Origin of the sequence: Pseudonocardia sp. CA-142604 (assembly GCF_050948475.1) — a bacterium.
GTDB lineage: Bacteria > Actinomycetota > Actinomycetes > Mycobacteriales > Pseudonocardiaceae > Pseudonocardia > Pseudonocardia alaniniphila.
The window spans coordinates 3,437,475-3,462,833 of sequence record NZ_CP192045.1 but is presented as its reverse complement, the minus strand read 5'-3'; the positions used below and the strand labels follow the sequence as shown (position 1 = coordinate 3,462,833).

At 67.6% G+C, this 25,359-nt stretch carries 21 protein-coding genes; 7 read left to right on the top strand and 14 right to left on the bottom strand.

Features of this window, described 5'->3' with window-relative positions; genetic code table 11:
- Position 1: 1 nt before the first annotated feature.
- Both ACQPZQ_RS15870 and ACQPZQ_RS15865 read right to left on the bottom strand, forming a co-directional pair.
- Positions 2-628 carry a (2Fe-2S)-binding protein gene (locus ACQPZQ_RS15870; protein WP_433296354.1) on the bottom strand — a complete coding sequence of 209 codons (627 nt, stop codon included), beginning with the start codon at positions 626-628 and terminating at the stop codon, positions 2-4.
- A gap of 446 nt (positions 629-1,074) precedes the next feature.
- Positions 1,075-3,846 (bottom strand): AAA family ATPase, encoded by a 2,772-nt coding sequence (locus ACQPZQ_RS15865; protein ID WP_433296352.1) that lies wholly within the window; start codon positions 3,844-3,846, stop codon positions 1,075-1,077.
- Between the two features lie 267 nt (positions 3,847-4,113).
- Between ACQPZQ_RS15865 and ACQPZQ_RS15860 the strand changes: the two genes are divergently transcribed.
- Positions 4,114-6,003: a PucR family transcriptional regulator gene (locus ACQPZQ_RS15860; RefSeq protein WP_433296350.1), complete on the top strand. Its 1,890-nt coding sequence runs from the start codon at positions 4,114-4,116 to the stop codon at positions 6,001-6,003.
- A 160-nt stretch (positions 6,004-6,163) separates the two neighbouring features.
- Here ACQPZQ_RS15860 and ACQPZQ_RS15855 read toward each other — a convergent pair whose 3' ends face one another.
- From ACQPZQ_RS15855 to ACQPZQ_RS15825, 7 genes are all read right to left on the bottom strand, one after another.
- Positions 6,164-6,892: a hypothetical protein gene (locus ACQPZQ_RS15855; RefSeq protein ID WP_433296348.1), complete on the bottom strand. Its 729-nt coding sequence runs from the start codon at positions 6,890-6,892 to the stop codon at positions 6,164-6,166.
- Positions 6,893-6,902: 10 nt separating this feature from the next.
- Complete coding sequence (locus tag ACQPZQ_RS15850) at positions 6,903-7,781, bottom strand: FAD binding domain-containing protein (protein ID WP_433296346.1); 879 nt, start codon at positions 7,779-7,781, stop codon at positions 6,903-6,905.
- Positions 7,778-10,162, bottom strand: a complete 2,385-nt coding sequence (locus tag ACQPZQ_RS15845; protein WP_433296344.1) for a xanthine dehydrogenase family protein molybdopterin-binding subunit — start codon at positions 10,160-10,162, stop codon at positions 7,778-7,780. The genes ACQPZQ_RS15850 and ACQPZQ_RS15845 overlap by 4 nt, the downstream gene beginning before the upstream one ends.
- The gene (locus ACQPZQ_RS15840) at positions 10,159-10,701 is read right to left on the bottom strand and encodes a (2Fe-2S)-binding protein (RefSeq protein WP_433296342.1); all 543 of its coding nucleotides are present in this window, start codon (positions 10,699-10,701) and stop codon (positions 10,159-10,161) included. Before ACQPZQ_RS15840 ends, ACQPZQ_RS15845 begins: the two co-directional genes overlap by 4 nt.
- Positions 10,598-11,083, bottom strand: a complete 486-nt coding sequence (locus tag ACQPZQ_RS15835) for a Rieske 2Fe-2S domain-containing protein (protein ID WP_433296340.1) — start codon at positions 11,081-11,083, stop codon at positions 10,598-10,600. The genes ACQPZQ_RS15840 and ACQPZQ_RS15835 overlap by 104 nt, the downstream gene beginning before the upstream one ends.
- A 44-nt stretch (positions 11,084-11,127) precedes the next feature.
- On the bottom strand, positions 11,128-11,940 hold the full coding sequence (locus tag ACQPZQ_RS15830) for an LLM class F420-dependent oxidoreductase (protein ID WP_433296338.1): 813 nt from the start codon (positions 11,938-11,940) through the stop codon (positions 11,128-11,130).
- A gap of 274 nt (positions 11,941-12,214) precedes the next feature.
- The gene (locus ACQPZQ_RS15825) at positions 12,215-12,505 is read right to left on the bottom strand and encodes a LysR substrate-binding domain-containing protein (protein ID WP_433296335.1); all 291 of its coding nucleotides are present in this window, start codon (positions 12,503-12,505) and stop codon (positions 12,215-12,217) included.
- A 750-nt stretch (positions 12,506-13,255) separates the two neighbouring features.
- On the opposite strand from ACQPZQ_RS15825, the gene ACQPZQ_RS15820 reads away from it, so the two are divergent.
- The 3 genes from ACQPZQ_RS15820 to ACQPZQ_RS15810 all read left to right on the top strand — a co-directional run bounded on the left by ACQPZQ_RS15820 (position 13,256) and on the right by ACQPZQ_RS15810 (position 15,562).
- On the top strand, positions 13,256-13,864 hold the full coding sequence (locus ACQPZQ_RS15820) for a molybdopterin-dependent oxidoreductase (protein WP_433296333.1): 609 nt from the start codon (positions 13,256-13,258) through the stop codon (positions 13,862-13,864).
- A 91-nt stretch (positions 13,865-13,955) separates the two neighbouring features.
- Positions 13,956-14,576 carry a hypothetical protein gene (locus ACQPZQ_RS15815; RefSeq protein ID WP_433296331.1) on the top strand — a complete coding sequence of 207 codons (621 nt, stop codon included), beginning with the start codon at positions 13,956-13,958 and terminating at the stop codon, positions 14,574-14,576.
- Positions 14,573-15,562: an Acg family FMN-binding oxidoreductase gene (locus ACQPZQ_RS15810; protein WP_433296329.1), complete on the top strand. Its 990-nt coding sequence runs from the start codon at positions 14,573-14,575 to the stop codon at positions 15,560-15,562. Before ACQPZQ_RS15815 ends, ACQPZQ_RS15810 begins: the two co-directional genes overlap by 4 nt.
- Positions 15,563-16,075: 513 nt before the next feature.
- Here the strand turns inward: ACQPZQ_RS15810 and ACQPZQ_RS15805 are convergent.
- Both ACQPZQ_RS15805 and ACQPZQ_RS15800 read right to left on the bottom strand, forming a co-directional pair.
- On the bottom strand, positions 16,076-16,321 hold the full coding sequence (locus tag ACQPZQ_RS15805) for a hypothetical protein (RefSeq protein WP_433296327.1): 246 nt from the start codon (positions 16,319-16,321) through the stop codon (positions 16,076-16,078).
- 243 nt (positions 16,322-16,564) lie between these two features.
- The gene (locus ACQPZQ_RS15800) at positions 16,565-17,047 is read right to left on the bottom strand and encodes a MarR family winged helix-turn-helix transcriptional regulator (protein WP_433296325.1); all 483 of its coding nucleotides are present in this window, start codon (positions 17,045-17,047) and stop codon (positions 16,565-16,567) included.
- Between the two features lie 239 nt (positions 17,048-17,286).
- On the opposite strand from ACQPZQ_RS15800, the gene ACQPZQ_RS15795 reads away from it, so the two are divergent.
- The 3 genes from ACQPZQ_RS15795 (at position 17,287) to ACQPZQ_RS15785 (ending at position 20,944) form a co-directional block, all read left to right on the top strand.
- On the top strand, positions 17,287-18,372 hold the full coding sequence (locus ACQPZQ_RS15795; RefSeq protein WP_433296322.1) for an SDR family oxidoreductase: 1,086 nt from the start codon (positions 17,287-17,289) through the stop codon (positions 18,370-18,372).
- 422 nt (positions 18,373-18,794) lie between these two features.
- Positions 18,795-19,553: an enoyl-CoA hydratase/isomerase family protein gene (locus ACQPZQ_RS15790; protein WP_433296319.1), complete on the top strand. Its 759-nt coding sequence runs from the start codon at positions 18,795-18,797 to the stop codon at positions 19,551-19,553.
- Between the two features lie 572 nt (positions 19,554-20,125).
- Positions 20,126-20,944, top strand: a complete 819-nt coding sequence (locus ACQPZQ_RS15785; RefSeq protein WP_433296316.1) for a maleylpyruvate isomerase family mycothiol-dependent enzyme — start codon at positions 20,126-20,128, stop codon at positions 20,942-20,944.
- A gap of 200 nt (positions 20,945-21,144) precedes the next feature.
- Here ACQPZQ_RS15785 and ACQPZQ_RS15780 read toward each other — a convergent pair whose 3' ends face one another.
- From ACQPZQ_RS15780 to ACQPZQ_RS15770, 3 genes are all read right to left on the bottom strand, one after another.
- Entirely contained in the window at positions 21,145-21,345 is a 201-nt protein-coding gene (locus tag ACQPZQ_RS15780; protein ID WP_433296314.1) for a hypothetical protein, read from the bottom strand.
- A gap of 1,499 nt (positions 21,346-22,844) precedes the next feature.
- Positions 22,845-23,042, bottom strand: a complete 198-nt coding sequence (locus ACQPZQ_RS15775) for a hypothetical protein (protein ID WP_433296312.1) — start codon at positions 23,040-23,042, stop codon at positions 22,845-22,847.
- A gap of 1,134 nt (positions 23,043-24,176) precedes the next feature.
- Positions 24,177-25,062, bottom strand: a protein-coding gene (locus ACQPZQ_RS15770) for an IS5 family transposase (protein ID WP_433299213.1) whose coding sequence is annotated in 2 segments (ribosomal slippage) — positions 24,177-24,674 and positions 24,676-25,062 — 885 coding nt in all. Because the reading frame shifts where the segments join, the coding sequence is not laid out codon by codon here.
- Positions 25,063-25,359 lie beyond the last annotated feature (297 nt).

The following is a 25,359-nucleotide window of genomic DNA, read 5'->3' as shown; positions in this document are numbered from 1 at the left end:
CTCAGTGCCTCCTGGCAGCCGACGCGACGGCGTTGACGATGTTCGGGTAGCACGCGCAACGGCACAGATTGCCGCTCATCCGCTCACGAATCTCGGTGTCGGAGAGCTCTGCCTCGGTGAACGGCGTGCCGACGTCGGCCGTGGCTGCGCTCGGCCAGCCGGCCCTCGCCTCCTCGATCACGGCAGCACCGGACATGACCTGCCCGGACGTGCAGAAACCACACTGGAATCCATCCTCTTCGATGAACGCCTCCTGCACAGGGTGGAGTTCGCCGTCCCGGTCGAGCCCTTCGATCGTGACGATCTGCTTGCCCTGCTGCATCACTGCGAGGGCCATGCAGGACAGGACCCGGCGCCCGTCGACGTGCACCGTGCAGGCTCCGCACTCGCCCCGGTCGCACCCCTTCTTGGTGCCGGTCAACGCCAACTCTTCGCGCAACGCGTTGAGAAGGGTCATGCGTGGTTCGACCATCACCGTGCGGATCTCGCCGTTCACATCGAGACTCACGGGCCTGCGGTCGGCGCCGGGAACAGCCGCGTGCGTGGCTCCGCCATCGACATCCGGCGCGACGGCGGTAGAACCGGCAGTGGTGGCGCCCCGACCGGGCAGTCTGTTGGTCTCTGTCATAGTCCCGTCTCCTTCATTGCGGTGACGTGTCCGCTCTGAGTCGCGCCCGCCGCGGGCCGACGTTCGGAGCATCGTTGCGGTGTACGTGGTTCATCGGACCCGTGAAGCTCCCGGGCAGCGCGACCCGTGGCCGGGCCAACACAACATGGCGCATCATCGTGTGTGTCGTGCAAGCCTGGACGGGGGTCTGTGAACGCCGAAATGTCGAGAACGCGTCATTGCTTGTCAGCTCCACGTCGGGGTGGTTGCGCTTGGCAGACGTGTACGCGGTCGAGGGCGACCGTGGGATTTCGTCCGGTCCGTCGGCCGCGTGCACAACCCGCGTCCACTCTTAACGCGCCTCGATGCCTGGCCTTCCCGTGTGGTCATAGGCCTTTCCGATGACCAGCCATCGGTAATGGCGAAGACGAACACGTACGTCACGCCGTGACGACGGCAGGAATCGCCTACTGCGCCAGGTTGCGAAGCTGCTTGCGGGATCTTATATTGAGTTTGTCAAAAATTCTGCTGACGTGCCATTCGACGGTACGTGGGCTGAGGTACAGGCGCCCGGCGATTTCCGGATTGGTCAGTCCCTGACGGACGAAACATGCGATCTGTACCTCGTGGGCGGTGAGCTCACCGCTGGTCTCGGCAGTTTGTTTACGGGCCGTCTCACCGGTCGCTGCCAATTCACGTCTGGTCCGTTGGGCGAAGCCCTCGGCTCCGATCGTGGTGAACATGGCGTGCGCAGTGCGTAGGTGCTCGCGTGCGTCCAGCCGACGGCGTTCGCGGCGGAGCCATTCACCGAAGAGCAGGTGGGCGCGGGCGAGCTCGCCGGGGATGCGGGTGCGCCCGAGTCGGTCGATCGCCTCGCGGTAGAAGTGCTCGGCGACCGGTCCAGTGGCCAGGAGGGCGCGGCAGCGCGCTTCGATGCCCAACGCCCAGTTGGTGCCGCTGGCGCGGGTGGTGGCGGTCAGGCGCTCGAGGGCGTCGGCCGCGAGCTCCGGGGCTCCGCTGCGGGCAGCCGCCACGACGCGCTCAGCGAGCAGCCCGGAGGACGACAGACCCATCGCGGGCGTGTGCTCGCCCGCCTGCTCGATCGCCTCCAGCGCGTCGTCGTAACGACCGAGACTGTTGAACAACACGGCCTTCGCCCATGCCGCAACCGCGAGGCCGCTGCGCTTGTCTCGGAGTTGGCACTGCATGGCGGTGTCCTCGATCAGCTCGAGACTCTCGGAGCCCCGGCCTTGCCAGCCCGCGAGCAGCATGCCGCCAAGAGCCGTGAGCTGGTTGCCGGTCGCTCTGCTGATGGCGTTGAGCTCAGCGAGCTTCGTGTGGGCCGAGGTGAGCTCGCCGGCGAGGACGTGCTGGGTGATACGTGCGTCCAGGGCGAGTGGGAGCGCGGCGAGCGCGCCGCTATCGCGGGCGAGCCGGACGTGGCGGGCGACGAGCGCGTGCCAGGCCCCGTCGTCCCACAGGTGGGCAGCTGTCGCGCCGGCAAGCCCGAGCTGGCGCAGCGCCTCCGGGTCGGCGAGGTTCGGGTCGCGGAAGGCATCGAGCGCCCGGTTCAGCGTGGGGATCGCTGCGGCGTATCCCTCGGTGAACCTGATCGCCAGGCCGTCGAGGAGGAGATCGGTGGCACGCGCGGGATGCGCCGAGTCCGGAACTCCCCGCGCCGCCTTCGCCACCGTGCGCACACTGGTGCCGGCCGTCGGAGTACTGAGCAGCGCGGCCGACGACAAGGCCTCCAGGTATGCCTCGCGGGCCAACCGCACATCGATCGGTTCGAGCTGGCGGGCTGCGTCGAGAAGCAGCAGGGGTGCGTCGTCGCGGCGGGTGGTGACATCGATCTGTGCGTGCACCAGGTCGACCCGCGCACGCTGGAGCTTGTCCAGCTGGCCGGCCTCTGCCAGGGACAGCAACTTCACGGCCCGGCCCGGGGCGCCCGCCTCGTAGGTGGCCTGGGCGGCGCAGAGGGCCCGCTCGGCCCGGCGGGCGGGCTCACGGGTCAGTTCAGCCGCGCGTTCCAGAAACGCCGCAGCAGCGGCCAGTCCGCCCCGGTCCTGGGCGCCGGAGGCGGCCTGCTCGAGGTCGGTGGCGACGTCATCGTCACGACCCGTCACAGAATGCCCTTCGTGCCAGGCGCGACCGCCAGGGTCGGTCTCCGCATCGGTAGCTGCTGCCAATGCGCGGTGCGCGCCGCGCCGCTCTCCCCTGGATGCCACACGAGAGACCGCCGAGCGCACGAGCGGGTGCCGGAACCGCACTCGGGCCCCGAACTCGACTAGCTCGGCCGCGGCTCCTGCTCCGTCCGCGTCGATCCCGAGCAACTCCGCCGCCCGCCGCACCAGGATGGGATCGCCCACCGGTTCCGCAGCCGCGAGCAGCACCAGCCGTCGCTCGTCGTGCGCGAGCTGTGCCAGTTGCCGACGGACGCCGTGCTCGATCTCCGCTGGCACTGCAATGGCGTCCGGTAGGCCGAAGCCGCCCGCCAGGTCCGTGGGACTCACGCGTTGCGGCAGCTGCAGAAGCGCCCGCGGGTTGCCACGGGTCTCGGCCACGATGCGGTCGAGCACGCGCTCGTCAATCGGACCCACCAGCGCGGAGACCAGCAGGGCGCGAGCGTCCTCGGCAGGCAAACCTGTGAGCGTCAGTTCCGGCAGATCGGCCAACCCACCCACCTCGCCGGGTGTCCGCGCAGCGAAGACCATGCCAACAGGCGCAGCACTCAAGCGGCGGGCCACAAACGCCAGCACCTGAACCGACGCCCGATCGAGCCACTGCACGTCGTCGACCACACACACCAGCGGCCGCTCCTGCGAGGCCTCGACCAGCAAACTCATCACCGCCAGAGCAACCAGGAAACGATCCGGCGCCGGGGCGCCGTTGCGCCCGAACGCCGCCTCCAACGACTCACGCTGCCGAGCGGGAAGCCGGTCCATGCGGTCCGTCATCGGCCCGCACAGCTGATGCAGCCCAGCGAAGTCCAACCCCGTCTCTGCCTGGACGCCAACGGCCTGCACGACCGCGCACCCCGATGCCTGCTCGACGACGCGATCCAGGAGGGCTGTTTTCCCCACGCCCGGCTCGCCTCGCACCATCAAGACTCGGCTCTCGCCGGCCTGCACCGCTTGCAGCAGTCGAGCGAGCGTCCGGCACTCACCGCGCCGGCCGCGCAACACCTCGTCACGGCCATCACGCGGGTATTCGCGACAGAGATCTGGGTTTTCCAACATCGTTCATGGCCTATCCGCGTTAGTCGACAGTGGTTCAGCACGAGAAGGGCGCCCGTCAGAGCGACCTTCGCCCGCCGTTCTGCGTCGTGCGACGAGAAGCATGCCCGCTGGCCGTCCGACGTTCTTCGTCCCCGCTGGACAAACAGAGGCGTCGACCATGTCCCAGCGGGCTAGACTGGAAGGAACGCCATCGGAGAGATCATCTGATGATCCGATGCCAGGGAGGTTCCGATGCCGCCGCGGCCCGCGAAGGACGCAAGCGGAGACATGCCTGCTCACCGTTCCGGCGAGAAAGACGGCGACCTGCGCGAATATCTCTCCAAGTTGCAGGGCGTGTTCGTGCTCGTGCAGCTGATGACCGAAAGCACGAACGAGGATCATATTCTTCGTCTTGCCGGATCGGCCGTCCCATCACTCGGACCGTTTCGGCTGCTCGGGATCCATTTCCGCGAGAGTGGGTGGACCAACCCGGCCGATGCTCGTCCCGCTGAACAGGCCCAGGCGGAGGTGGAAAGCCAGCTTCCCGGACTCACCGCAAGCCAGGGCCCGGTGGCCGTACCCGGACAGGGCGAGGCGTGGGCGTACGCCATGCGGAGCCTCCGAGGGCTTGTCGGCCATCTGGTCGTGTTGGCCGATTCCGAGCCCACGCCGTGGGCGCATTTCCTGCTGGGCACATTGGCCCAGCAGACCGGCATCGCTCTGACGAACGCTCGCCTTTACTCCTGGGAGCAAGCGCAGGCCATCGAGCTGCGGACGTCGAACTCGGCGCTGGCCGCAACTGTCGCCGCCTTGGAGCGCAGCACGGCGATCCACGATCAGCTCACCCGGGCGGCCGTCGCCAGCGCAGGTGAGAAGGCAGCACAGGCCATCGAGCTGCGGGCGTCGAACTCGGCGCTGGCCGCAACTGTTGCCGCCTTGGAGCGCAGCACGGCGATCCACGATCAGCTCACCCGGGTGGCCGTCGCCGGCGCAGGTGAGAAGGGGATCGCGGAAGCCCTTCACGAGCTGACCGGGTGGCCTGTGGCGATCGAGGACCGGCACGGGAACCTTCGCGCCTGGGCCGGGCCGGGCGAGCCCTGTCCGTATCCCAAGGAGTCGCAGGCTGCCCGCGACGAGCTGATTCGCCGGGCTCGCACCGCCGGCAAGCCCATCTACGAGACCGACCACCTTCTGACGATCGCCAGTCCGCGCCCCGACGTGGTGGGCGTGATCGTGCTGATGGGAGTTCCCCCGGAGGAGGCCGAGCGCGCGCACGCAGCTCTTGAGCACGGTTCCACGGTGCTGGCCATGGAGCTGGCGCGCCTGCAGGCCATCGCGGAGACCGAGCTACGTCTGGGGCACGATCTTGTGGAGGAGCTGCTCGCCCACACCAACGAACAGGCTGCACTGAACCGAGCCCAGGCCATGGGCTATGACCTGCGGCGCCCGCACCGCGTTGCCGTCGTCGTCGCTGAGGAGCAATCCGGCCGCCACGACCCCGACATCAGGTTCCAGGCCGTCCGGCGGGCCGCGCGCGACGCAGCCGTCGGCACGCTTCTGGTTCCACGAGGTGAAGCGGTGGTCGTCCTTGCCCACAGCGACCGCGCATGGCACGAGTTCCACCTGCACCTGCGGAGCGAGCTGGGCCAGGACGCGGTCGTGGGAGTTGGAAGTCCGTGTGAGGAGCTCAGCGACTTCCCGCGCTCCTACCGCGAAGCGATGCTGGCCCTTCGCATGCGTAGCACCGGCAGCAGAGGGCGGCGCACCATCTTCTACGAACAGCTCGGAACGTACCGCCTGCTGGCAGAGGTGGGCGAGCTCGGTGTCGTGGATCGTTTCGTCGAAGAATGGATCGGTCCGCTGATCGCCTACGACTCCGACCACGGAGCCGAGCTGGTGGCCACCCTCAGCACGTATCTGGAGTGCCGGGGCAACTACGACGCAACGGCGGCCGCACTGTTCGTGCACCGCAATACGCTGAAGTACCGCTTACGGCGGATCAAGGAGATCTCGAACCTCGACCTCAAGGACGCCGACACCCTGTTCAACCTGCAGCTGGCCACACGCGCCCTCGCCACCCGGCATGCCCTCGAGCACCCGGATGGTGAGAGCGTTCTCGAAGGAGCCAGATCTCAGCCGCTCGACCCGATCCGGCCGAGCCGGTTGAGCTCAGCCTGATCCAGATGATCCGAGAGTGGCATCGACGTCGACCCCGACTCCGGCCGAGATCCGGTGACGACCTTCACACTGTCCAGCGGCTCACGTGCTTTCGCAGGTCCCAGCCGAACTCAGTCGGACCACGTCGACCGACCAACAGCCTCCGTCACGTCGGGTCAGGTCAGGTCAGGTCGATGTCCAGCACGTCGATGGAAACTCCCGGTGTTCCATGGCGTGATGTGTTGTCCGGGTTGATCCGCAGGGCACGTCTGCGGGTGGGAAACATCATCCCGGAGAACGAGCGGTGTTCGTCCGTGTAGTGGGCAGTGGGCGTCGCGGTTTCGCCGTGAACGACCTCTGCCACGTAGTCGTGCCTGCGCAGGAGACCGTCGGCGCTGTAGTAGAAGACCTGCTCCGGGTTGTGTGTCGCGATGTCGGGAGGGAACGTGACTTTGAGCCTGCGCCAGCTCTCGCCGTTCTCTTCCCACGGCTCGATCTCCTCGGCCACGACTCCTGGCCAGGTGAGCAAGAACGGGGCGGTGAGGTAGTTCCACATCGCGTATCCGATGAAGTAGGCCAGATGCAGGTCGTCCCACCTGGTGCTCAGCTGGAAGCCCGCGAATGCGGCGCGGGGGGCGGTGCGCTCGGCGACGACCCGACCGTCGAGAGTCTCGACCGCGACGCGTTCAGGTTCGAAGCGGCTTCGCCGATCAGGTTCGGTGAAAGGGGCGTAGCTGATCCGTTGTCGGTGCGGATCGAGCGTGACGTGCTCGTCGACGAGCACGCCGCCGTAGCCCTTGGCGTGCCACAGCGTTCCGTCGACGCGCACATGTGCGCTGATCTCTCTCAGCTGCTGCCAGCGCTCGAGTCCGCCGTGGGCGTCGAGGACGAGGTCCAGCAGGTCGGTCACATCGACTCCTTCATGTCGAGGTGCAGCACCGCGATCCGAGGTCGGTCAGGGCTCGACGCAGCAACACGGCGAGCCGTCGGCGTCGGTAGTCGGGCGATGCGTAGTAGTCCCCCCGGTACTCCAGAGGGGCCAAGGCTGCATCGATGGCGTGGGCGAGCTCGTCGTGCTGAGCGAGGTCTGTTCCCAGGAGTACGGATTCGAGCTCCGGAAGGCGCTGCGGATGGGTAACCGCGCCGGACACGGCGATACGTGCTCCACTGAGTGCTCCCCCGTCGTCGACCGAGAGGGCGACCGCGGCGCTCGCGACGCTCCACCCGACCGAGACGTGCTTCACCTTTAGGTAGGCCATGACGCTGTCCGGGCTGGGCGCCGGGATCCGCAGAGCACGGGCGATCTCGCCCGGGCGCAACGATGTCCGTTCAGCGCCGACGACGAACTCGGTCAGGGGGACCTCCCGCGGCCCTTCCACGCTCTGCAGGAGCACCGACGCGTCGAGCGCGAGTGCGCCCGCGACCCAGTCGCCGCCAGGAGCGGCTTGGCAGCACGCTCCGACCACGGTGCCCCTCCGGCGAACCATCGGATCGGCAGCCGCGTTCGCCACGTCCAGCAGGAGAGGAAGACGCTCGACCAGATCGGTTGTCTGCGTCACGGTGGCCTGCCGCGCCATCGCGCCGATGGTGACGACGTCGGGCTCGACGGTAATGGTGTCCAGACCGCCGATGCGGGACAGGTCGACCACGAGCCGCGGCGTCTTGCGACGCTGCTTGAGATCCACGATCAGGCTCTGGCCACCGGCGAGGACCGAGGCCGACGGGCCGTGGTTGGCGAGCAAGTCACACGCCTCGGCGAGGGAGCTCGGACGGTGCAGAGCGAAGGGTGCCGGGATCATCGACGTCCTCCGGCTGGAGTGGCGTGCTCGATGGCGTGCAGCACGCGCTCCGGTGTCAGCGGCATGTCCATCTCCCGCACCCCGAGGTGCCAGAGCGCGTCGATCACCGCATTGATGATGGTCGGCGGAGCCGCGATCGCACCCGCTTCACCTACCCCCTTGGCGCCCAGCGGATTGGTCTGTGCCGGGGTCTCGACGAACGAGGTCTCGAGTCGGGGAACCATGTCGAACCGAGGCATCGGAGGATCGGCCACCGGATGTCCCGAGTCGTCGTAGTAGGCGCCCTCGAACAACGCCTGCCCGAGTCCTTGGACGAGACCGCCGTGGATCTGTCCACGGGCCAGCAGCGGATTGATGACCACCCCGAAGTCGTCGACCGCGACGTACCGGAGCACGTCGACGTCACCGGTCTCCCGATCGACCTCGACGACAGCAATGTGGGCGCCGTACGGCGACGACATGGCGACCGGCTCGTAGAACTCGGTCTCCTCGAGACCGATCCCCATCCCCGATGGCAGCCCCTGACCTGTCCACGCCCGACGGGCGACCTCCTTGATGGATACGGAGTCCGAGCTCTCAGCCTGCCGGCAACGGCCACCTGCCAGCTCGATCTTCGATGCTTCCGAGTCCAGCATGAACGCGGCGATCTCCTTCAGGCGTTCCCCGACGCGTGCGGCAGCGACCTTCACCGCGCTTCCCCCGACCACGACGGACCGCGAGTTGAAGGTGCCCACCCCGACCGGGACCACATCGGTGTCGCCCTGCAGCACGTCGATGTTCTCTGGTGCCAGCCCGAGCTCGTCGGCGGCGATCTGGGCGAACGTCGTGACGTGACCCTGCCCGTGGCTGTGCGCCCCGGACAGAACCGTCGCGTGGCCGTCGGGATGAATCCTCACCACCGCCGACTCGAACCCGCCGCGGTCGAAGCCGATCGCGCTCAGAGTGCCCGCTCTGCCGGTTCCGCACGACTCGGTGAAGCTGCTGATCCCGGTCCCCAGCAGACGTCCGGACGCCCGGGCGGCGGCTTGCTCGTCGCGAAGCGCCCGGTAGCCCGCGATGTCGAGGGCGCGCCGCATCGTCTCCTCGTACCGGCCCGTGTCGAGCGTCGCCCCGACGGGCTGGCGGTAGGGCAGCTGATCGAGCTGGACAAAATTGCGCAGCCGTACCTCCGCCGGATCCAGGCCGAGCTCGTGCGCCACCCGGTCGACCGTCCGCTCGATGAGGTACGAGGCCTCGGGCCGACCCGCGCCCCGGTAGGCATCGACGGGGGTTGTGTTGGTGAACACGCAGTCCACCGTCATCTCGGCCTGCGGTATCGCATAGAGACCGAGCGCGAAGAGCGCGACGTTGACGGTGGGAACGCCCGTTCCCATCGACGACAGGTAAGCACCGACGTTCGCCGCGGTGTGCACGCGCAGGCCGATGATCGTGCCGTCCTTGCGGGCGGCGACCTCCACGTCCATCGCGTGATCACGACCGTGCGTGGTGGCCACCACGTTCTCACTGCGGGTCTCGACCCACTTGACGGGGCGGCGCAGGAGCAGCGACGCGGCCGTGACCGCGAACTCCTCGGGGTAGGTGTGCATCTTGGGGCCGAAACCGCCGCCCACGTCGGGAGAGACGACGCGCAGCCGGTGCTCGGGAAAGCCCAAGCCCGCCGCGAGGTTCCTGCGGAGGTTGTGCGGCATCTGGTTGGACGAGTACACGGTCAGCTTCTCGCGGCTGGGGTCGAAGTCGGCCAACACGACCCGCGGCTCGATCGAGAACGGCACGAGGCGTTGATTGCGGAGCGAGAAGGTGACGGTCAGGTCGGCCTCCTTCGCCGCCTCGTCGTATCCGCCGTTCCCCACCGTGAACGTGGCGGCCACGTTGTCGGGGAGGTCGTCGTGCACACGAACCGATCCACTGCTCATCGCTTGTCGCTGATCCAGCACGAACGGCAGCGGCTCGTACGTGACGTCCACCGCCGCGGCCGCGTCCGCCGCAGCGTTGCGTCCCTCGGCGATCACGACAGCGACGGCCTCCCCGACGTGACGCACCCGATCAAGCGCGAGTACGGGACGTCCGCGCACCTGGCTGCCGGGGATCAACCAGTCGGGACGGACCGGAGGGATGTCGCCGAGATCGTCGGCGGTGAACACCTCCACCACGCCGGGGAGCCGCCGCGCTCGGGCGGTGCCCAGCCTGACGATGCGGGCGTGCGGATGATCGCTGCGCACGAAATGCGCATACAGCTGGCCCGGCAGAACGATGTCGTCCACGTAGCACGCCCGGCCCCGCAGAAAACGAGCATCCTCGATGCGTCGCAGGGCCCGGCCGACCCACGGCGCGGCATCGGCATCATGTCGATGTGCGGCAGGCGGTTCGGCCACAGACGTCATGACGCCACCGTCCCCGAAGCACCGGGGTGGGTCTGATCGGACATCTCCACTGCAGCGGACAGGACCGCGTCCACGATGTGCTCGTAGCCGGTGCAGCGGCACAGGTTGCCACGCAGCCCTTGGCGCACCTGCTCCTCGGACGGGCGCGGCTCGTGCCGGAGGAGATCCACCGCAGCACAGAGCATCCCGGGAGTGCAGTAGCCGCACTGCAGAGCGTGGTGCTCATGAAACGCCGCCTGGAGCGGATGCAGCTCATCAGCGCCGAGGCCTGCGACGGTCGTGATCTCCGCGCCGTCGCACTGCGCGGCGAGGATCGTGCACGACTTCACCGCTTCGCCATCGAGCAGCACGGTGCAGGCACCACACCTGCCGCTCTCGCACCCGACGTGGGGACCTGTCACGCCGAAGGTCTGGCGAAGCGCATGTACCAATAGATCACGCGGCACGACCGTCCCCGTAAAGGCGGCACCGTCGATCACCAGTGTGATGGACAGCTGCGGCTCGATGAAGGAAAAAGCGTCGTCGGTTCTTATGGTCATGAGCCTCACATCTCAAAATTGTTCGCTTTCTGTCGCGCATTCCGCGTCGAGCGCGCGGTCTGCTCGTCGCTGCGGCGGGGTGCAGTGACTCGGGGCATGCCGCTCCCAGGGCACGCCCGGATACCAGCAGTATCTCGCAGTTGGTCGGGTTGGCGCCCTTGCCGGTCAGCGCGTCGAACTCCCACGGGTGCTTCGCGCAGGTCAACGTGCCCCCGGCGAGGTCGCCCTCACTGAGGTGGGAACCCAGATGGAGGCGGTGGTCCCCGAAGGCCCAGATCTCGACTCCGACGTTGAGCAGGACGATCTCTTCCCACCCGGCTGGACTCCCGTCAAGCTCGGCAACTGGTCTCGCTGGTGCTGATTGATTGATTAGCGGCGCCACCGTCTTCCGGTATACCCCTGGCTAGGCGTCGGGGTTCGCCGTCGTCACCGACGGTCGTCGCGCCAGGCGAGCGATTCCTTCAGCGGGGCGAGGTCGTATCCGTCGTCAGTGGGGTGGATCTCGGCGGTGTAGAGGGTGACGCCCTCGGCCGCGTAGTCGTCGGCGGCCGCAATTCCGGGCCAGTCGATCGCCCGCTCGATCTCCGCCTCGTCACGGCCGGCAGCGGCCGCGTGCTCCCGCACCAGGTCGTTCTTCCGGCGGAAGGTCTCGATGTCCAGGAAGCTGTGCCAGATGTGCGCATGCTTCCCGACCAGGGGCAACGTCTTCCGCTCCCCGGATCCGCCGATCAGGATCGGAATCCGCCGCAGCGGCCTGGGCTGCAACTGCTCCAGCCGTTGCTCGATGCGCCGCAGCCCGTCCTCGAACAGCGCCATACGGGAACCGACCGTCCCGTAGTCGTAGGCGTACACGCTGTAGTCTTTCTCGTACCAGCCCGACCCGAGGCCGAGGATCAACCGACCCCCGCTGATGTGGTCGACCGTGCGGGCCATGTCGGCGAGCAGATCCGGATTCCGGTAGCCGATCCCGGTCACCAGCGTGCCGATCTCCACTCGCGTGGTCATCTCGGCCCACGCCCCCAGCGTCGTCCAGGACTCGAAGTTGTTCACATCGGGCTGCTCCGCCAGCAGAACCTGCCCCTCGCTCGTCAGCTCCACGAACGGCTTGTGGAAATGGTCGTAACCGAACACGACGTCGACACCCATGTCCTCGGCACGAAGCACCGCGTCACGCCACGTCTGATAGTCAGGCGCTCCGCCGGGCCACATCTGAACACCGATACGCACACGACGAGTCATCGCCCGTCAACTCCATCTCGCTCGGCAATCGGAATTGCGCAGGTACTGACAGCGACGAGCGATCCTTCCGGCGGTCGCCTGCGCACCCTGCGTCAGTCCCAACACCCGGCTTTCCGCGGCCTTCCCACCCGGTCACGGGTCCTGCTTATGACCCGCCATCGGCGAAGGTGTTGACCTACCGGGCCGATCCCAGCCAGCTTCACCTCGGCGGTGACCGGCCCGTCGTCCGCCGGCTGGTTGTCCATGGCGTTCCCGTTTGCCCGCAGCGTCGCCGTCACCTGGTCTTGCCAGGCCGGGCTGTCCGAATGGGCGAATTCCATCCGATCTCCTCCGCCCGGACGGCGGCCAGAATGACACCCATCGACTCCCGCACGGCCACCACGGCGTCGAGCAGCGGGTTGTTGGGACGATCACGCACCAAGCCCACGTCCAGCTCACCCGCTCGTACCGCATCCAGCTGCGAGGCGCTGGACGAGTGCACGACCGTGACCCGGGTGTCGGGGTAGACGACCGCGAACTGCCCCAGCGCCGTGGGCAACCGGTCCGTGCGGAAACCCACGATCACCCGAGGATTGCGCAACGTTCAGGGTCGCCACCTCGAACAAGGAGCTCTTGATGAGCGCCAGATCGCCCATGTTGCTGGCGGGCGCTCAGACCTGCCAGCCCGACCTCGTCACGCGCGCCAGGGAGCTCGAAGCCGGGCTGGACGGAAACGCGACCGGGCCCGAGCGTCACGATCGGGCAGCCGCCGGACAGTGTCACTCCCCGGGGTTCGCCGTCGCGCTGCCCGTGAGCCTCACGGATTCGACGCACCCATGCACACCACCAGCATGGTCTAGCTGCAAAGCCGCCGTAGGCCCGCTGAGAATACAGGTCACCGCAGAGGAGGGGACGGGACGATGACCGAGAACAACAGGCTGCTAGTCGGGAGCGCCCCCGACGGCCGGCCCTCGGTCGCGTCTGATGCCCCGGCGTCGACCGCAGGCCGATCAGTCTCGACGTCGCTTCTCTGCACTACAGGCGCCTTGCCGACGAAGACTGCAGCCAGGTTTTCAATGCCCGGTCACGGCCACCGGATCGGGGAGGCCGAGTTCGTGACAGTGCCGACGACAGAAGTTACTCGCCGTGGGTGGGACAGCGGCGGCATGGGGCGTGCTCGCTGCGCTCCCCGCGGCTTCGGGCGTCGGTGCGGCGTGATCACCGCACGAGAGCGATGTGCGCCGATGACACGGCCCCTGCCCAGTAGGCAGAGCCCGACAACGCCAGAACCGAAGCGGCCCACATCGCATGGCAACGACAGCCGAGAAGGAGCACCATGCCAATCACCAGAGGGTTTGCGCGACGAGACGCCGCTGCACGTGACCCGCGCCTGCCGCCCGGTCAGTACGACGCCGGCGACTGGTGGCCCGTCCTCCATGCGGAAGCCACTCCGTCCCTCCACACCGACAAGTGGACCTTCACCGTCGACGGTCTGGTGACGGCCCCCACCACGTGGAGTTGGGAGGAGATCCGTGCACTTCCCGGATCTCAGTACGAGGGCGCCATCCACTGCGTCACCGCATGGTCGAAGTTCGGGATGAGATTCGACGGTGTCTCTGTCGACACCTTGCTGGACGCGGCAGGTCCGGTCGACGACGCGGCCTTCGTGCTCGCCCGTTCACACACCAGTTACACCACCAACCTTCCGATCGGGGACGTGACCGACGGCAAGGCCTGGGTGGTCTGGGATGTCAATGGGGCACCGCTGGAAGGAATCCATGGAGGACCGGCCCGGCTGCTCGTGCCCCACCTGTATTTCTGGAAGAGCGCGAAATGGGTGTCGGGCTTGACATTGCTCGCCGAGGACCAGCCCGGCTTCTGGGAGCGCAGCGGCTACCACGACCGGGGAGACCCATGGCTCGAGCAGCGGTACCAAGGAGATTGAGACGACAGCCACGAGACTTGCGAGTGTGGACATCGCTCCGGGCTCTTGGAGAACGTCTCCGTCGGCCCAGCGATGAGCCGCAGGAGCGGGCTTGATATTCGGCGGCAGGCTGCCCCGCAGTGCCTGCGGGAATGTCATATTCGGCGTCTCCCCCGGCGTGGCAACCGGCCGGAGCACGCTGGCGGCAACACGAATACGACGAACGATCCCGAGAGAGACGGACATGTCGAACGAAGAATCCACCGTGACGCAGGTCACGCGCGCAGACGCGGCGCAAAGCGTCCACCGCTACATGCAGACGAACGAGGCCAGGAACGCCATCGTTGATGGTGCGCGGTCGGCGGGCGGCCGGGTCACCGAGGTGGAGCGCGTGCTCACGGGCGGCTCCGGGTCGGGTCCGTACAAGCCGATTAGTGACCATGCGAGCGCGCCGAACGCGTTTGAGGGAGCGGGCAGCGTCATCCTCAGCGCGGATCGGCGGTTCCTCCTCACCACGAACGGCGGCGACAACTCGGTCCCCAGCTTCGCTGTGGGCGCCGACGGCAAGCTCAAGACAGCGCGGTTTCTGCTGAGCGAGCCCGATGCCACCGGCGACACCCGGCGTGAACCTCAGGGACCAACGGCCACCCACCAGGAAACGAGCGGCACTCGCCGGGAACGCCTTCCGGAGCGGATTCTCGTGACGAGTCCCAGCACCTGGAGGCGGCGATGACAAGCGATTGCGAGCTGACAAAGGCCGTCGAGGACGCCCTGAACGCACCGTCGGTGCGCAACACCCAGCCCTGGAAGTGGCGAATCCGACCCGACGAGGTAGAACTGCACGCCGACGAGGACCGCTACCTGGACATCACCGACCCCGACCGTCGCGATCTCGTCCTGAGCTGCGGGGCGGCCCTGCACCACCTGCAGGCAGCGCTCGCCGCCCGCGGCCGCGGCGTACGCGTCCGGCGCCTCCCCGATCCCGAGAATCGCAATCACCTCGCCACCGTCACCGTCGAGGATGACGCGCAGCCCGACTTGATCGCAGCCTCGCTATATCCCGCCATTACAAGCCGACACACCGATCGGCGCCGGATGAGCCATCGGCCAGTCCCCCGAGAGCTCCTGCAATCACTGCAGAAACACGCTCGGCGGGCCGGGGCCGAACTCGTGCTGACCGATCCCGGCGTTCGGGAGAAGCTCATGATGGCGCTGAGCGAGGCGACCGAGCTGCAGTACCAAGAGCCAGGCTACGCGGCCGAGTTGCGCATTTGGACCCACCGCCTGCCCGGAAGCCATGACGGCGTCCCAGCGACCAGCGTCCCTCCGCGACCGATCGGCGCCACGAAGGCAACGGGGTTGAGCCACTTCGGGCGACCCGCACTCGCTCAACCCCCACTACCGCCAGGACGATCGCCAGACGACGACGCCGCCGACTTCCTGGTTCTCGCGACTCCGGGCGACGACGTTCTGGACCAACTGAAGGCAGGCGAAGCTGCAAGCGCGGTGCTGCTGGAAGCCACCCGCATAGGGCTGGCCACCACTCCCCTGAGCCAGGCACTCGAGATCGCCGCCAGTCGACATCACCTGCAAACAGACGTGCTGGGCATCCCCGAACACCCCCAGCTGGTGATCCGCGTCGGGTGGCCCGCAGCTGGCAGCGCGGACCTGCCCATGACACCGCGGCGCCCTCTCCGATCGGTCGTCCTCCCTAGCTGACCGTGCGAGGAGGCTCGGGACGTGGCTGGCAAGCGCCATTCGGCGGGACCACCATCGGTCGCGGCACCCGTTCGGTCAGAGCCCCTCAGACATGCCCGTGCTGCGCCACACCACCCCGCCGCCAGGACACCCGACGCCACGAACTGGTTGAGCCGTGCCCTGGATCCGTCCTGCGCTTTCATGCCGGTCGCATCCAGCCCGGGCGAGGCAAGTACCTGATCAAATCGGGACAACGTCGGGCTACCAGTCGCGCTCACCCTGGCACCGACCGAGCTCGCCCTGCACAACAACGACCGCGCCTTCCGCCGCAAAGAGCAGACTTGACACCCGGGCTAGTCCGGGAGGCAACGGCACCACTGCTACTCCTCGGCGCAATCGGGTCCGCCCTTCATCGCCACCATCGGCGGCGACCGACGTGACCCGTTCTTCCACGCCGCCGGAGAACAAGTCCTCACCGCCACCCTGCTCGCCGCCGCGATCAGCGGCGGCACCCTGCGCGACGTCGTCGCCTGGCTACAACCCGGCCGCCGCGACGCCATCGCCGCCCTCGACAACGCCGGCGCCGGCATGGAGGCCGCCGACCTCGAAGCCACCCTGGCGGCATTCGGCTGGCAGGTAGCGCCTGCCCATCTCCAAGAGATGCTCATCGGTGCCCGGCTCCGTGCGGGTGACCGACCCCTCGACCGTGGCGTATCGCAGCGTTCGTTCGATTCTTAAGCTTCGGCGGATACCGCCGGCACCACTGCGGTCCGCCGACACGTCATGGCGACGGTTCCTGCGTGCACAAGCCTCGACCATGCTGGCCGTGGACTTCTTCCACGTCGGCTGCGCCTGAACAGCTACCCGATGAGCCGCAGCTTCGCCTGGGCGGGTGCGAGCGGGGATCGCGCGGTCAGGCCGACTGGAGCGGGAGCGCATTGCTGATCGCGAGGTGGGTGACGCGGGTGATGACAAGACCACAGCGACGAGGCATCTGTGCCTGGTGTCGGGTCCCGACCCTGATCAGCTGGATCTTCTGCGGGAAGGTTTCGTTTGTGGCAGGCGGGCGAGCACCTTGTCGGCGATTCGGCCCAGGGTCTCGACTTCGCGTTTAGTGAGCTGGTCGAAGACCAGGTCGCGGACGGTTTCGACATGACCGGGGGCTGCCTGCTCGATCGTTTGCCGACCAAGGTCGGTGGCCACCACCATGGCGCCGCGAGAATCCTCAAGACAATCCTCCCGGCGTATCAGCCCGCGCTGCTCCATGCGCTTGAGGTGGTGCGACAGGCGGCTCTTCTCCCACTGCAACGAACGCCCGAGCTCCAGCGCCCGCACCGTGCCCTCGGGCGCCTCGGTGAGCTGAGCCAGAACATCGAAATCGGCCAACGACAACCCGTGGTCCGCACGCAGCTGCCGGTGCAGCTCAGCGGTGAGCTTGGCGTGCATCACCAGGAACGAGAGCCACGAGTGCCGCTCCTGCTCGTCGAGCCACCGGGGTTCCGCCACCTTGCAACCGTATCACCAAACGGTTGACACATCATCCAGCCCTGAGGACGTACAGACGGGATCGCCGGCATCCCTTTTGGTTGACAAGTCATCCGCACGGCGGCTAGCTTCCGGTAGACACGTCAACCAGTTCAGTCGGGTTGGAGCAGGTCGCTGATGCGTCTGCCAGTTGCCGTCCGTCGGGCTACGGACCTGCTGAATCGGTCAGTCGTGCGCCAAGTTGCAATGAGGAGTAATACGTGAAGAACACAGTTCTGATCACCGGTGCGAGCGGACTGGTGGGCACCGCCGCGGTGGAGACCTTCCTCCGCAAGGGTTGGGAGGTGGTGGCGGTGTCGCGGCGTCGGCCCGACGTCGCGAGTGACATGCCCTTTCGGCATCTCGCCGTAGACCTTCGGGACGAAGCGGCGTCCCGGCAAGCGTTCGCCGGACTGTCCGAGGTATCCCACCTGGCGTACACGGCCTCGCACGAGAAGGCGGATCTGGTCGCCGGCTGGAACGAACGCGACCAGATGGAGATCAACGAGGCCATGCTGCGCAACGTCGTCGAGCCGCTCCTCGACAGCGGCGGGCTGCGCCACGTGAGCATCCTGCAGGGCACCAAGGCCTACGGCGTACACCTGCATCCGATCCCGATCCCGGCCCGAGAGGACGCGCCCCGCGACGACCATGAGAACGCGTTCTTCCTGCAGGAGGACTACGTCAAGGCGAAGGCGGCCGAGCGAGGGCTCTCGTACACCATCCTGCGCCCGCAGCTGATCATTGGCCGCAATCACGGCGTGACCCTGAACGTGGTCGCCGCCATCGGCGCCTACGCCGCCATCCGCCGCGAAGAGGGACTTCCGTTCAGCTTCCCCGGCGGGCCGTCCTTCGTGTGGGAGGCGGTTGACGCGCGCATCGTCGCCGACGCCCTGGAGTGGGCGGCCACCGCGCCACAGGCCGACGGTCAGATCTTCAACGTCACCAACGGTGACGTGTTCGAGTGGCGCAACCTGTGGCCGTCGTTCGCCGAGGTCCTCGGCGTGCAGGTCGGGCCGGACGAGCCCGCGAGCATGGTGACCTACCTGCGGCAGCGGACCGCGCTGTGGGACAAGATCGTCGCCCGGTACGGGCTCGCGCCGCTGAGCCTCGAGGAGGTGGTGGGCACCGCGGACCACCATGCCGATTTCTGCTTTGCCTACGGGGCCCCCGAAGGTCCACGCGCCTTCGTCAGCACGGTCAAGCTCCGCCAGGCCGGGTTCACCGAGACCATGCACACCCAGAACAGCTTCCGGGACGCGTTCCAGGCGCTGATCGACCGCAGGATCCTGCCGCAGGCGAGCTGAGCCAGGGCCCTTCGTCCCCGGGGCCGCGGCGGCATGCCGCATGACGCGCCGCAGCGACGGCCTCGAGTCGAACGGCCGACGCTGCAGCGCGGCCACCGCTGCCCCGCGATGCGCGCGTCCAGTGCGGCCTGCGGGGTCCCGTCGAGCTGCGCTCCGACCATCGCCCCGTCGTAGCCCAGGCACAGCCGGCGGGTCGGCGCGTCGACATCGTCGTGCCCGGCCTCCCGGAGGAGAGCCGCGAACAACATCCGGACACAGACGTAGTGCCGGATGAACACAGCGCCCACCAGCCCACCGATGCCGCACTCGGCACTGGCGTTGATGAACGGCAGCCCCGGTAGCCAAGGGCGGCGAACCACCCCACCAGCAGCCTTCGCCACCTACGTTCAGCGTGCAGACCTGTCTGTCTGAAAGGAGCTGATATGTCCCCCGCTTACTTCGACCGCTACGCGGAGCTCGCGTTCGAGCGCACCGCCGACGGCGTGCTGACCATGCGGTTCCACACCAACAACGGCCCGATCACCTTCACCGGCGGCACCCACGAGGACCTCCCAAAGGCGCTGGAGGAGATCGCCCACGACGCCGACAACAAGGCCCTGGTGATCACCGGCACCGGGGACGCGTTCATGGACTCGATCGACGGCCACAGCCTCGGAGAGATCTTCAAGCCCGCGCACTGGGAGAAGATCCGCCGCGAGGGCACCGAGCTGCTCCAGCGGCTGCTGGGGCTGCCGATGCCCGTCGTCGGCGTGGCCAACGGACCCGCCACGGTGCACTCGGAGTACCTGCTGCTCACCGACATCCACATCGCGTCCGAGCGGGCGACCTACGGCGACTTCCCCCACCCCACCTTCGGCATCACCGCAGGCGACGGGCTGCAGGTCGTCTGGGAAGAGGCCGTCGGCACCGCGCGGACGAAGTGGCTGCTCTGGACCGGCGAGACCATCGACGCCGCCACTGCCCAGCAGTGGGGCGTGGTCAACGAGGTCGTCCCACACGAGCGGGCCTACGCGCGTGGCCTGGAGGTCGCCCGCACCCTCGCCGCCAAGCCAGCGCTGTACCGCTCCCTGCAAAAGCAGACCCTCAACCAGCGGCTGCTGCGCCGCCTCGTCGAGGCCGTCCCCTACGGCATGGCCCTGGAAGGCCTGACCGCCGCGGACCTCGCCTACCAGCAGTCCTGATCTTTCTGCCGCCCCGGCAATCGGATGGAGCGGCGCCCCGGCACGGCGCGGCCCACCCGACCAGCCGCGGGCCGAACCCGCTGGAGCACGCATGGATCTGCGGCCGCTGCTGGTCGGCAGCCGCGAAGTGCCGCTCCAGGAGACCGCTGACCGTGTCACCGCAGCCGGGGCACAGCACACGTGCTCGCCTCGACGCCACCGTGCCCGGCGGTCTCACGCATCGTGGCCGAGGCTGACGCCCGGCGAGCCCGACCTGCTGACGAAATAACGCCAGCAAGGTTCGTGCCGCTCGGCTCGAGGACTGCGCCGTCGACGACATCCGCGCGTGGTCGACCTCAACCCGACCGCGCCGATCCTGCGGACCCGCGCCGCGCCCTCCGACCTGCGCGCCGAGGGCCGCACCGCGGTTGTGCTCACCTTGCCGGCGGCATCGCCCTGGTCGGGCTGCCCTTCTACGCCACCTACGCCCGACCCGCCGGCTGTCGACGCAGCCCTCGCCCCGCCACGCCGACCTCGACGCCGCCGTGCACCACTGCCCCAGCATCTGACCCCGATCCCCACCGGAGCTCCCGATGACTGTTCCCGCGACGACGATCGCCCTCGACGACCCGGACTTCATGATCGCAACGCTGGCCGCCTCGCACGACCACCTCGACCGCCTCACCGCCGACCTCGACCACGACGCGGTCACCGCGTCCACCCAGCTCCCAGGCTGGACGGTGGCCGAGGTGCTCTCCCACCTCGGCAGCGGAGCCGAGATCGGCGGGCACATCATGGGCCGCGCGCTGCAGGGCTCCGGCGACACCGTGGACCGCGACACCATGACCGGCATCTGGGACCGCTGGAACGCGATGAATCCGGCCCAGCAGCACCGCAGCCGTCACGAGTACGACGCCCGGCACCTTCAGATCCTCGAAGGGCTCGACACCAGCCAGCGGCGCACCGTCCGCGTCCCCTACTTCGTCGGACCGCTCACCGTCGCCGAGTACGCCGGCTACCGCCTCTCCGAACACGCGATGCACGCATGGGACGTCGCCGTCGCCCTCGATCCGGAGGCCATTATCGAGGCAGACACGGCCGCCGTCCTCTGGGCACGGCTCGCCCTCATCGCCGGCCGATTCCACGACGCCGGTGTCCGACGCGCGATCGCACCAGTCGACGTCGCCCTCCTGCCCACCGACTACGCGCCCGCCTCAAGGCTCGAGATCAGGCCCGACGGCGTCGCCCTCACCCCTGGCGAGAGCGGCAGCGTGCAGGTGCGCGGGCCGGTCGAGGCGCTCGTCCGGCTCGTCTACGGCCGCCTCGACCCAAACCGGCGGCCCCACGACCACCTCGACATTCGCGGCGAGCTCAGCCTCGACACGCTCACCTCATTCTTCCCTGGCTACTAAAGCCGTCGACCGGCGGCTGTGACCGCACACCAGGGTCGATCGATCGCCCCGGCCTACGCCGGCTGATTCATTCGGGAGCCAACACCGACAGCCGCCTCGGCGACGCGCCGTGCGCAGGCCGGTCGACCCACGCCTGGAAGCCTGGACGACAGTCGTCCTCAAGCAGCTTGCGAGCCGGGCGGAGGGCCTTCTGACTCAGGTCAGCCGCCAGGCGGCGCGTAGTGCAGGGCGACGTCGAGAGTGGTCGCGAAAGTGAGGTACATCAGCCACAGGCCGATGCAGGCCGGTGGCGATACGAACGACGATGGCTGCGTCGCGCCGACCTCGTACGCGCTTCGCCGGATCCGCGGGCATTCGCGCAACCGGTCATGCCGACCTTCGCGGCGCACGTTCGGCGTCATGCCACAATCCATTGCTCCGGCCTACGCCAGTCCCCACGACCACACGGCAACCCATCACCGACGGTGAGGCTACGCAGTCATCACGGTCCCGGGCGCGCTAAAGCACGGGCGAAATGTCCGTATCCATGGCGTTCGATCGCCATTTGAGACGGCTTCCGCAGCGTTCGGCTCACCGCCAATGAGCGGAAGCATCATTCCCGCGTCAGGCGGAAGCATGACGTCTCTTCGATGAATTGCGCAAACCGACACCTGCGCTCAGACATTGAGCCCAAATTACCCACCGTATCACTGTACTACTCAGAGGAAACGGACCACGATGTTGCGCGATCGACAACGCTATGCCCCGTCGCGCGAAAAGTACATGGGCAGAAATGATCGCGGAAGCAGCCGACAAGGAATTGATCGATGTCGAGATAACGTAGGACACATATCTGGACTCCGCCACGAGGCGTCAGCCGGGTGAGATGCGACCCTGCGATGATTCGCGCGAAGCATGCTCACGCCAAGGAGCAACAGCGTCTCAGTCCCCACTCCTCAAGCGAACCGCATGAGAACGACGACAAATCAAGATCACGGTAGAAAAGCTCTTGTAAAGAGAACCGCCTACACGTGTCTCGGACTCTAGCAGGCGGAACGAGTAGCGCATGCCGAGACCGAGGATGGACGCAAGGTAGGCGATCGATGATGGCCTACCGCGTTTGCTAGCACCCGTCCCGCTACCGGAACAAGCTGACAGGCCCGTACAAGCGCGCCTTGCGATCGGATGTCACTTCATCGCTCCCCGATCGATCCGGGCAAATCGGTGGACACCCCCGGGTGTCGCAGTCGTCGAGGGCACCGGCGAGACGTTCCGCGGGACACCGATTCACGGCATGTATTCGCTGCTGAAGGTTGGACGGTGAATGTCATGCGCACGCGAGGATCTCTGCCACCGGTATCTGCGTTTGGCCCGACGTGCGGAACTCGTTACTCCACGCGACGGCGACGGCCGTCTGCGCCACGCGACGGCGCAACGCTACGTCTACCGAGGCAGGGCACGGGTGGTGGTTGACATCGGCCATCGATACCCGCGCGGCGGGGCCATCGTCGGCCCTGGCGTTGCCGAGCTGCTGCACTCCGCCACCGTCGCCGTCGCCGGCCGAGTGCCGGTCGAGCGCGTGGTCTCCTGCTCCCCATAGGTCAGCAAGGCCTGGCTATACCCGATGAAGGCCTACCGCGGCATCGATCCGTCGGATTCATAGCTTCTGTGGTCACCCACTCACAGAGGATGCCCGTCGTGCAGGCGTCTCCTTCACATGATTCCAACCTGGCGTCAACGTCACGGCGGATAGCGGGCACAATGAGCTGGCCGCCCGGCGGCGCGGATCGAGCTGCTCCTGCCGCCCGTGGCGGTAGTCCCGCAGCGGTGTCGACCACCGTCAGGTGATCAACGCGTTCGGGGTGTCGCCGATCGCCATCTGACCGTGCGGGCGCTAGGCCTCCCGGCCGCAGAATCCTGTCTAGTCCTTCTCTGGGAGCCGGAACTTTAGGTCGCCCTCGACGTAGTGCAGCGAGGACGCTGTCCCGTCAAGGCTCACGACGCACGGCGCGGGCAGATCGCCACCGCCCAGCGTGCCTCCGATCTCGACCCAGCCGACAACGAGCATCCGCTCGCCCTCGGGCGTCACGCACTCCAGCGGGTAGCCCTGCATCTCCACGGCTCTACCGCCCCTCTGTAGCTGATCTTGGGCTCTTCCCTGCGGTGGCAGGAGACGTACCAGGTCAGTGCCGCAGCCCACATTCCGTAGGCCAGAAACCCGCAACCACAGGCGGTTTCCCTGTGGATCTCCGCGCAACCGGAGGACGGTGGCTACGAGCACGATCTGTCCCGAAGCGGCAGCGGCTTGTGATGCTTGCGAGAACGGCGACACTGGCAGACGTCACGATCAAGACGCCGTTTCCACGTTGATCACTCAACGCCCAAGATCCAACGCCGGTGCCGGAAGCCGCCGTCGCCGCCCTCCCAAAACGCGACCGCAATGGTGTCATTCTCATCCGAGGGCCTAGACAGCACTCCCGAACACACAGCAGTCTCGGCGCCCGGCACCACTCAGCCCGGACTGCCGGAGCGAGCCGCGGCTATACATTAGCGTGTTCCCGCCGCTGAACGCGACATGCTCCCCCATACGAAACCAGTCGCATCGCAGCGAGGAAGACCACGGCTACCGCGACATCAGACGGCGCCTCGAGACGGCCGGCGCAATACCGCTGCGGCTGATCGAGCTCCGCAGCGGGCGCGCCAGCATGACACTTATCGGCCTGGACACAAGGTTCGCCGTGATCCCGCGCGGACCGAGCGCACAGGCCCGGACACGGGTGCGGCCCAGCTGAGCAGCGGCTTTCGCCGCAATGCATCAAGCTGCTGCTCCCATCGGCCGCCGGCGAAGGACCCCCGGCTTGAGACTTCCCTTCTGGCCAGCGCGCTTCAGGCCAAGGGCCTAGAGGTCGCCGGCGGTTCGGCGTCGGACCCCGGGCGCATCTCAGCGAGTAGCCCGTTGGACACAATTCGGTGATCGGGATTCTCGAGTTGCAAGTAACAACAGTTGGCCGCCCGCCGCCCCGAGTTGCTGCTTCCGCGGTCGCAGGTTGGCTGCGAGTTTGACCAGGGAGCGCGAAAGTTCCGCTCGGAACTAAGCCCATCGGGTCAATACTTTCGTCCGCCAGACGGAATCCTTGCGCGCTCCATACTGCTCCTGCCGTGCCCGGATTCCCCGATCATGGAATTCGGGCAGGATAGAAAATCAAACTGGAGCGTATCTGCGTCAGGTAAGATCTCCTACTAGGAGCTGTCCTCAAAGCCACATGCGGAGGGTCGCGAGGTCGATCATGGCCTGGTATGAGGTGGCGGTCTTGTCGTAGCGGGTGGCGATGGCCCGGTACTGCTTGAACTGGTTGAAGCAGCGTTCGACCACGTTGCGTCGCTTGTAGGCAACCTTGTCGAACGCGGGTGGGCGCCCACCCGCCGAGCCGCGGCGAGCCCGGTGGGCTTGCTGGTCACGCCGCTCGGGGATGGTCGCCCGGATCCCACGTCGTCGCAGGTATGCCCGGTTGGCGCGGCTGGAGTAGCCCTTGTCCGCCAGCACCCGAACCGGACGCGTCGCCGGGCGACCTGGGCCGGGGCGGCGGAACTCGACACCGGCTAGGACCTGCTCGAACTGGGTGGTGTCGTTGACGTTGCCGCCGGTCAACACCACCGACAACGGGCGGCCGTGGCCGTCGCAGGCGAGATGGATCTTGGTGGAGGGTCCGCCCCGGGACCGCCCGATAGCATGATCATCTGGCTCGCCGTGTCCGCGGCAGGACCCGTCCACCCCCTGGGGACGACGGCGTGGTGATGGCCTTGCGGGCGCCGGCGGCATGCTGATGGGCGCGCACGATGCTGGAGTCCACCGAGACCTCACGGTCGAGCTCGTCGACCGCCTCGGCGATCACCCGCACCCGCACCACCAGCGCGGTGAGGGTGCCGTTGCGTGACCAGCGCCAGAACCGGTTGTAGACGGTCTTCCACGGCCCGTACCGCTCGGGCACATCCCGCCACGCCACCCCAGTCTTGGCCTTGAACAACATCCCATTGATCACCCGCCGGTCATCCACCCGCGGCCGACCCCTCGCCCCCGAGACCGGCAACAACGGCTCGATCACCTGCCACTGCTCATCAGTGAGCTCGTGCCTGCGCACCACAAGCCCAAGATCAAATCAGAACGGCCACACCCGCTTTGAGGACAGGCCCTAGCGCCCCCGCATCGCCTCCCGGTCGGGGCCCTGTCCGTCGCCAAGGCGCTCGCCGGCATACTGCTGAACAGTTGCCAATCCTCGTCGGACAGCGGCTATCGCCGTAGACCAGCAGCCCCAACCTAGGGCGCGCGCGGTCATGGATACCTGCGGCGGGGGGAGCCGCCAGCTGGACGACGACCACCGTGCTCAGCGGACCCCGAGCGACGCCGACGCCCCGCCAGGGAGTGTTCGCCGCGATCG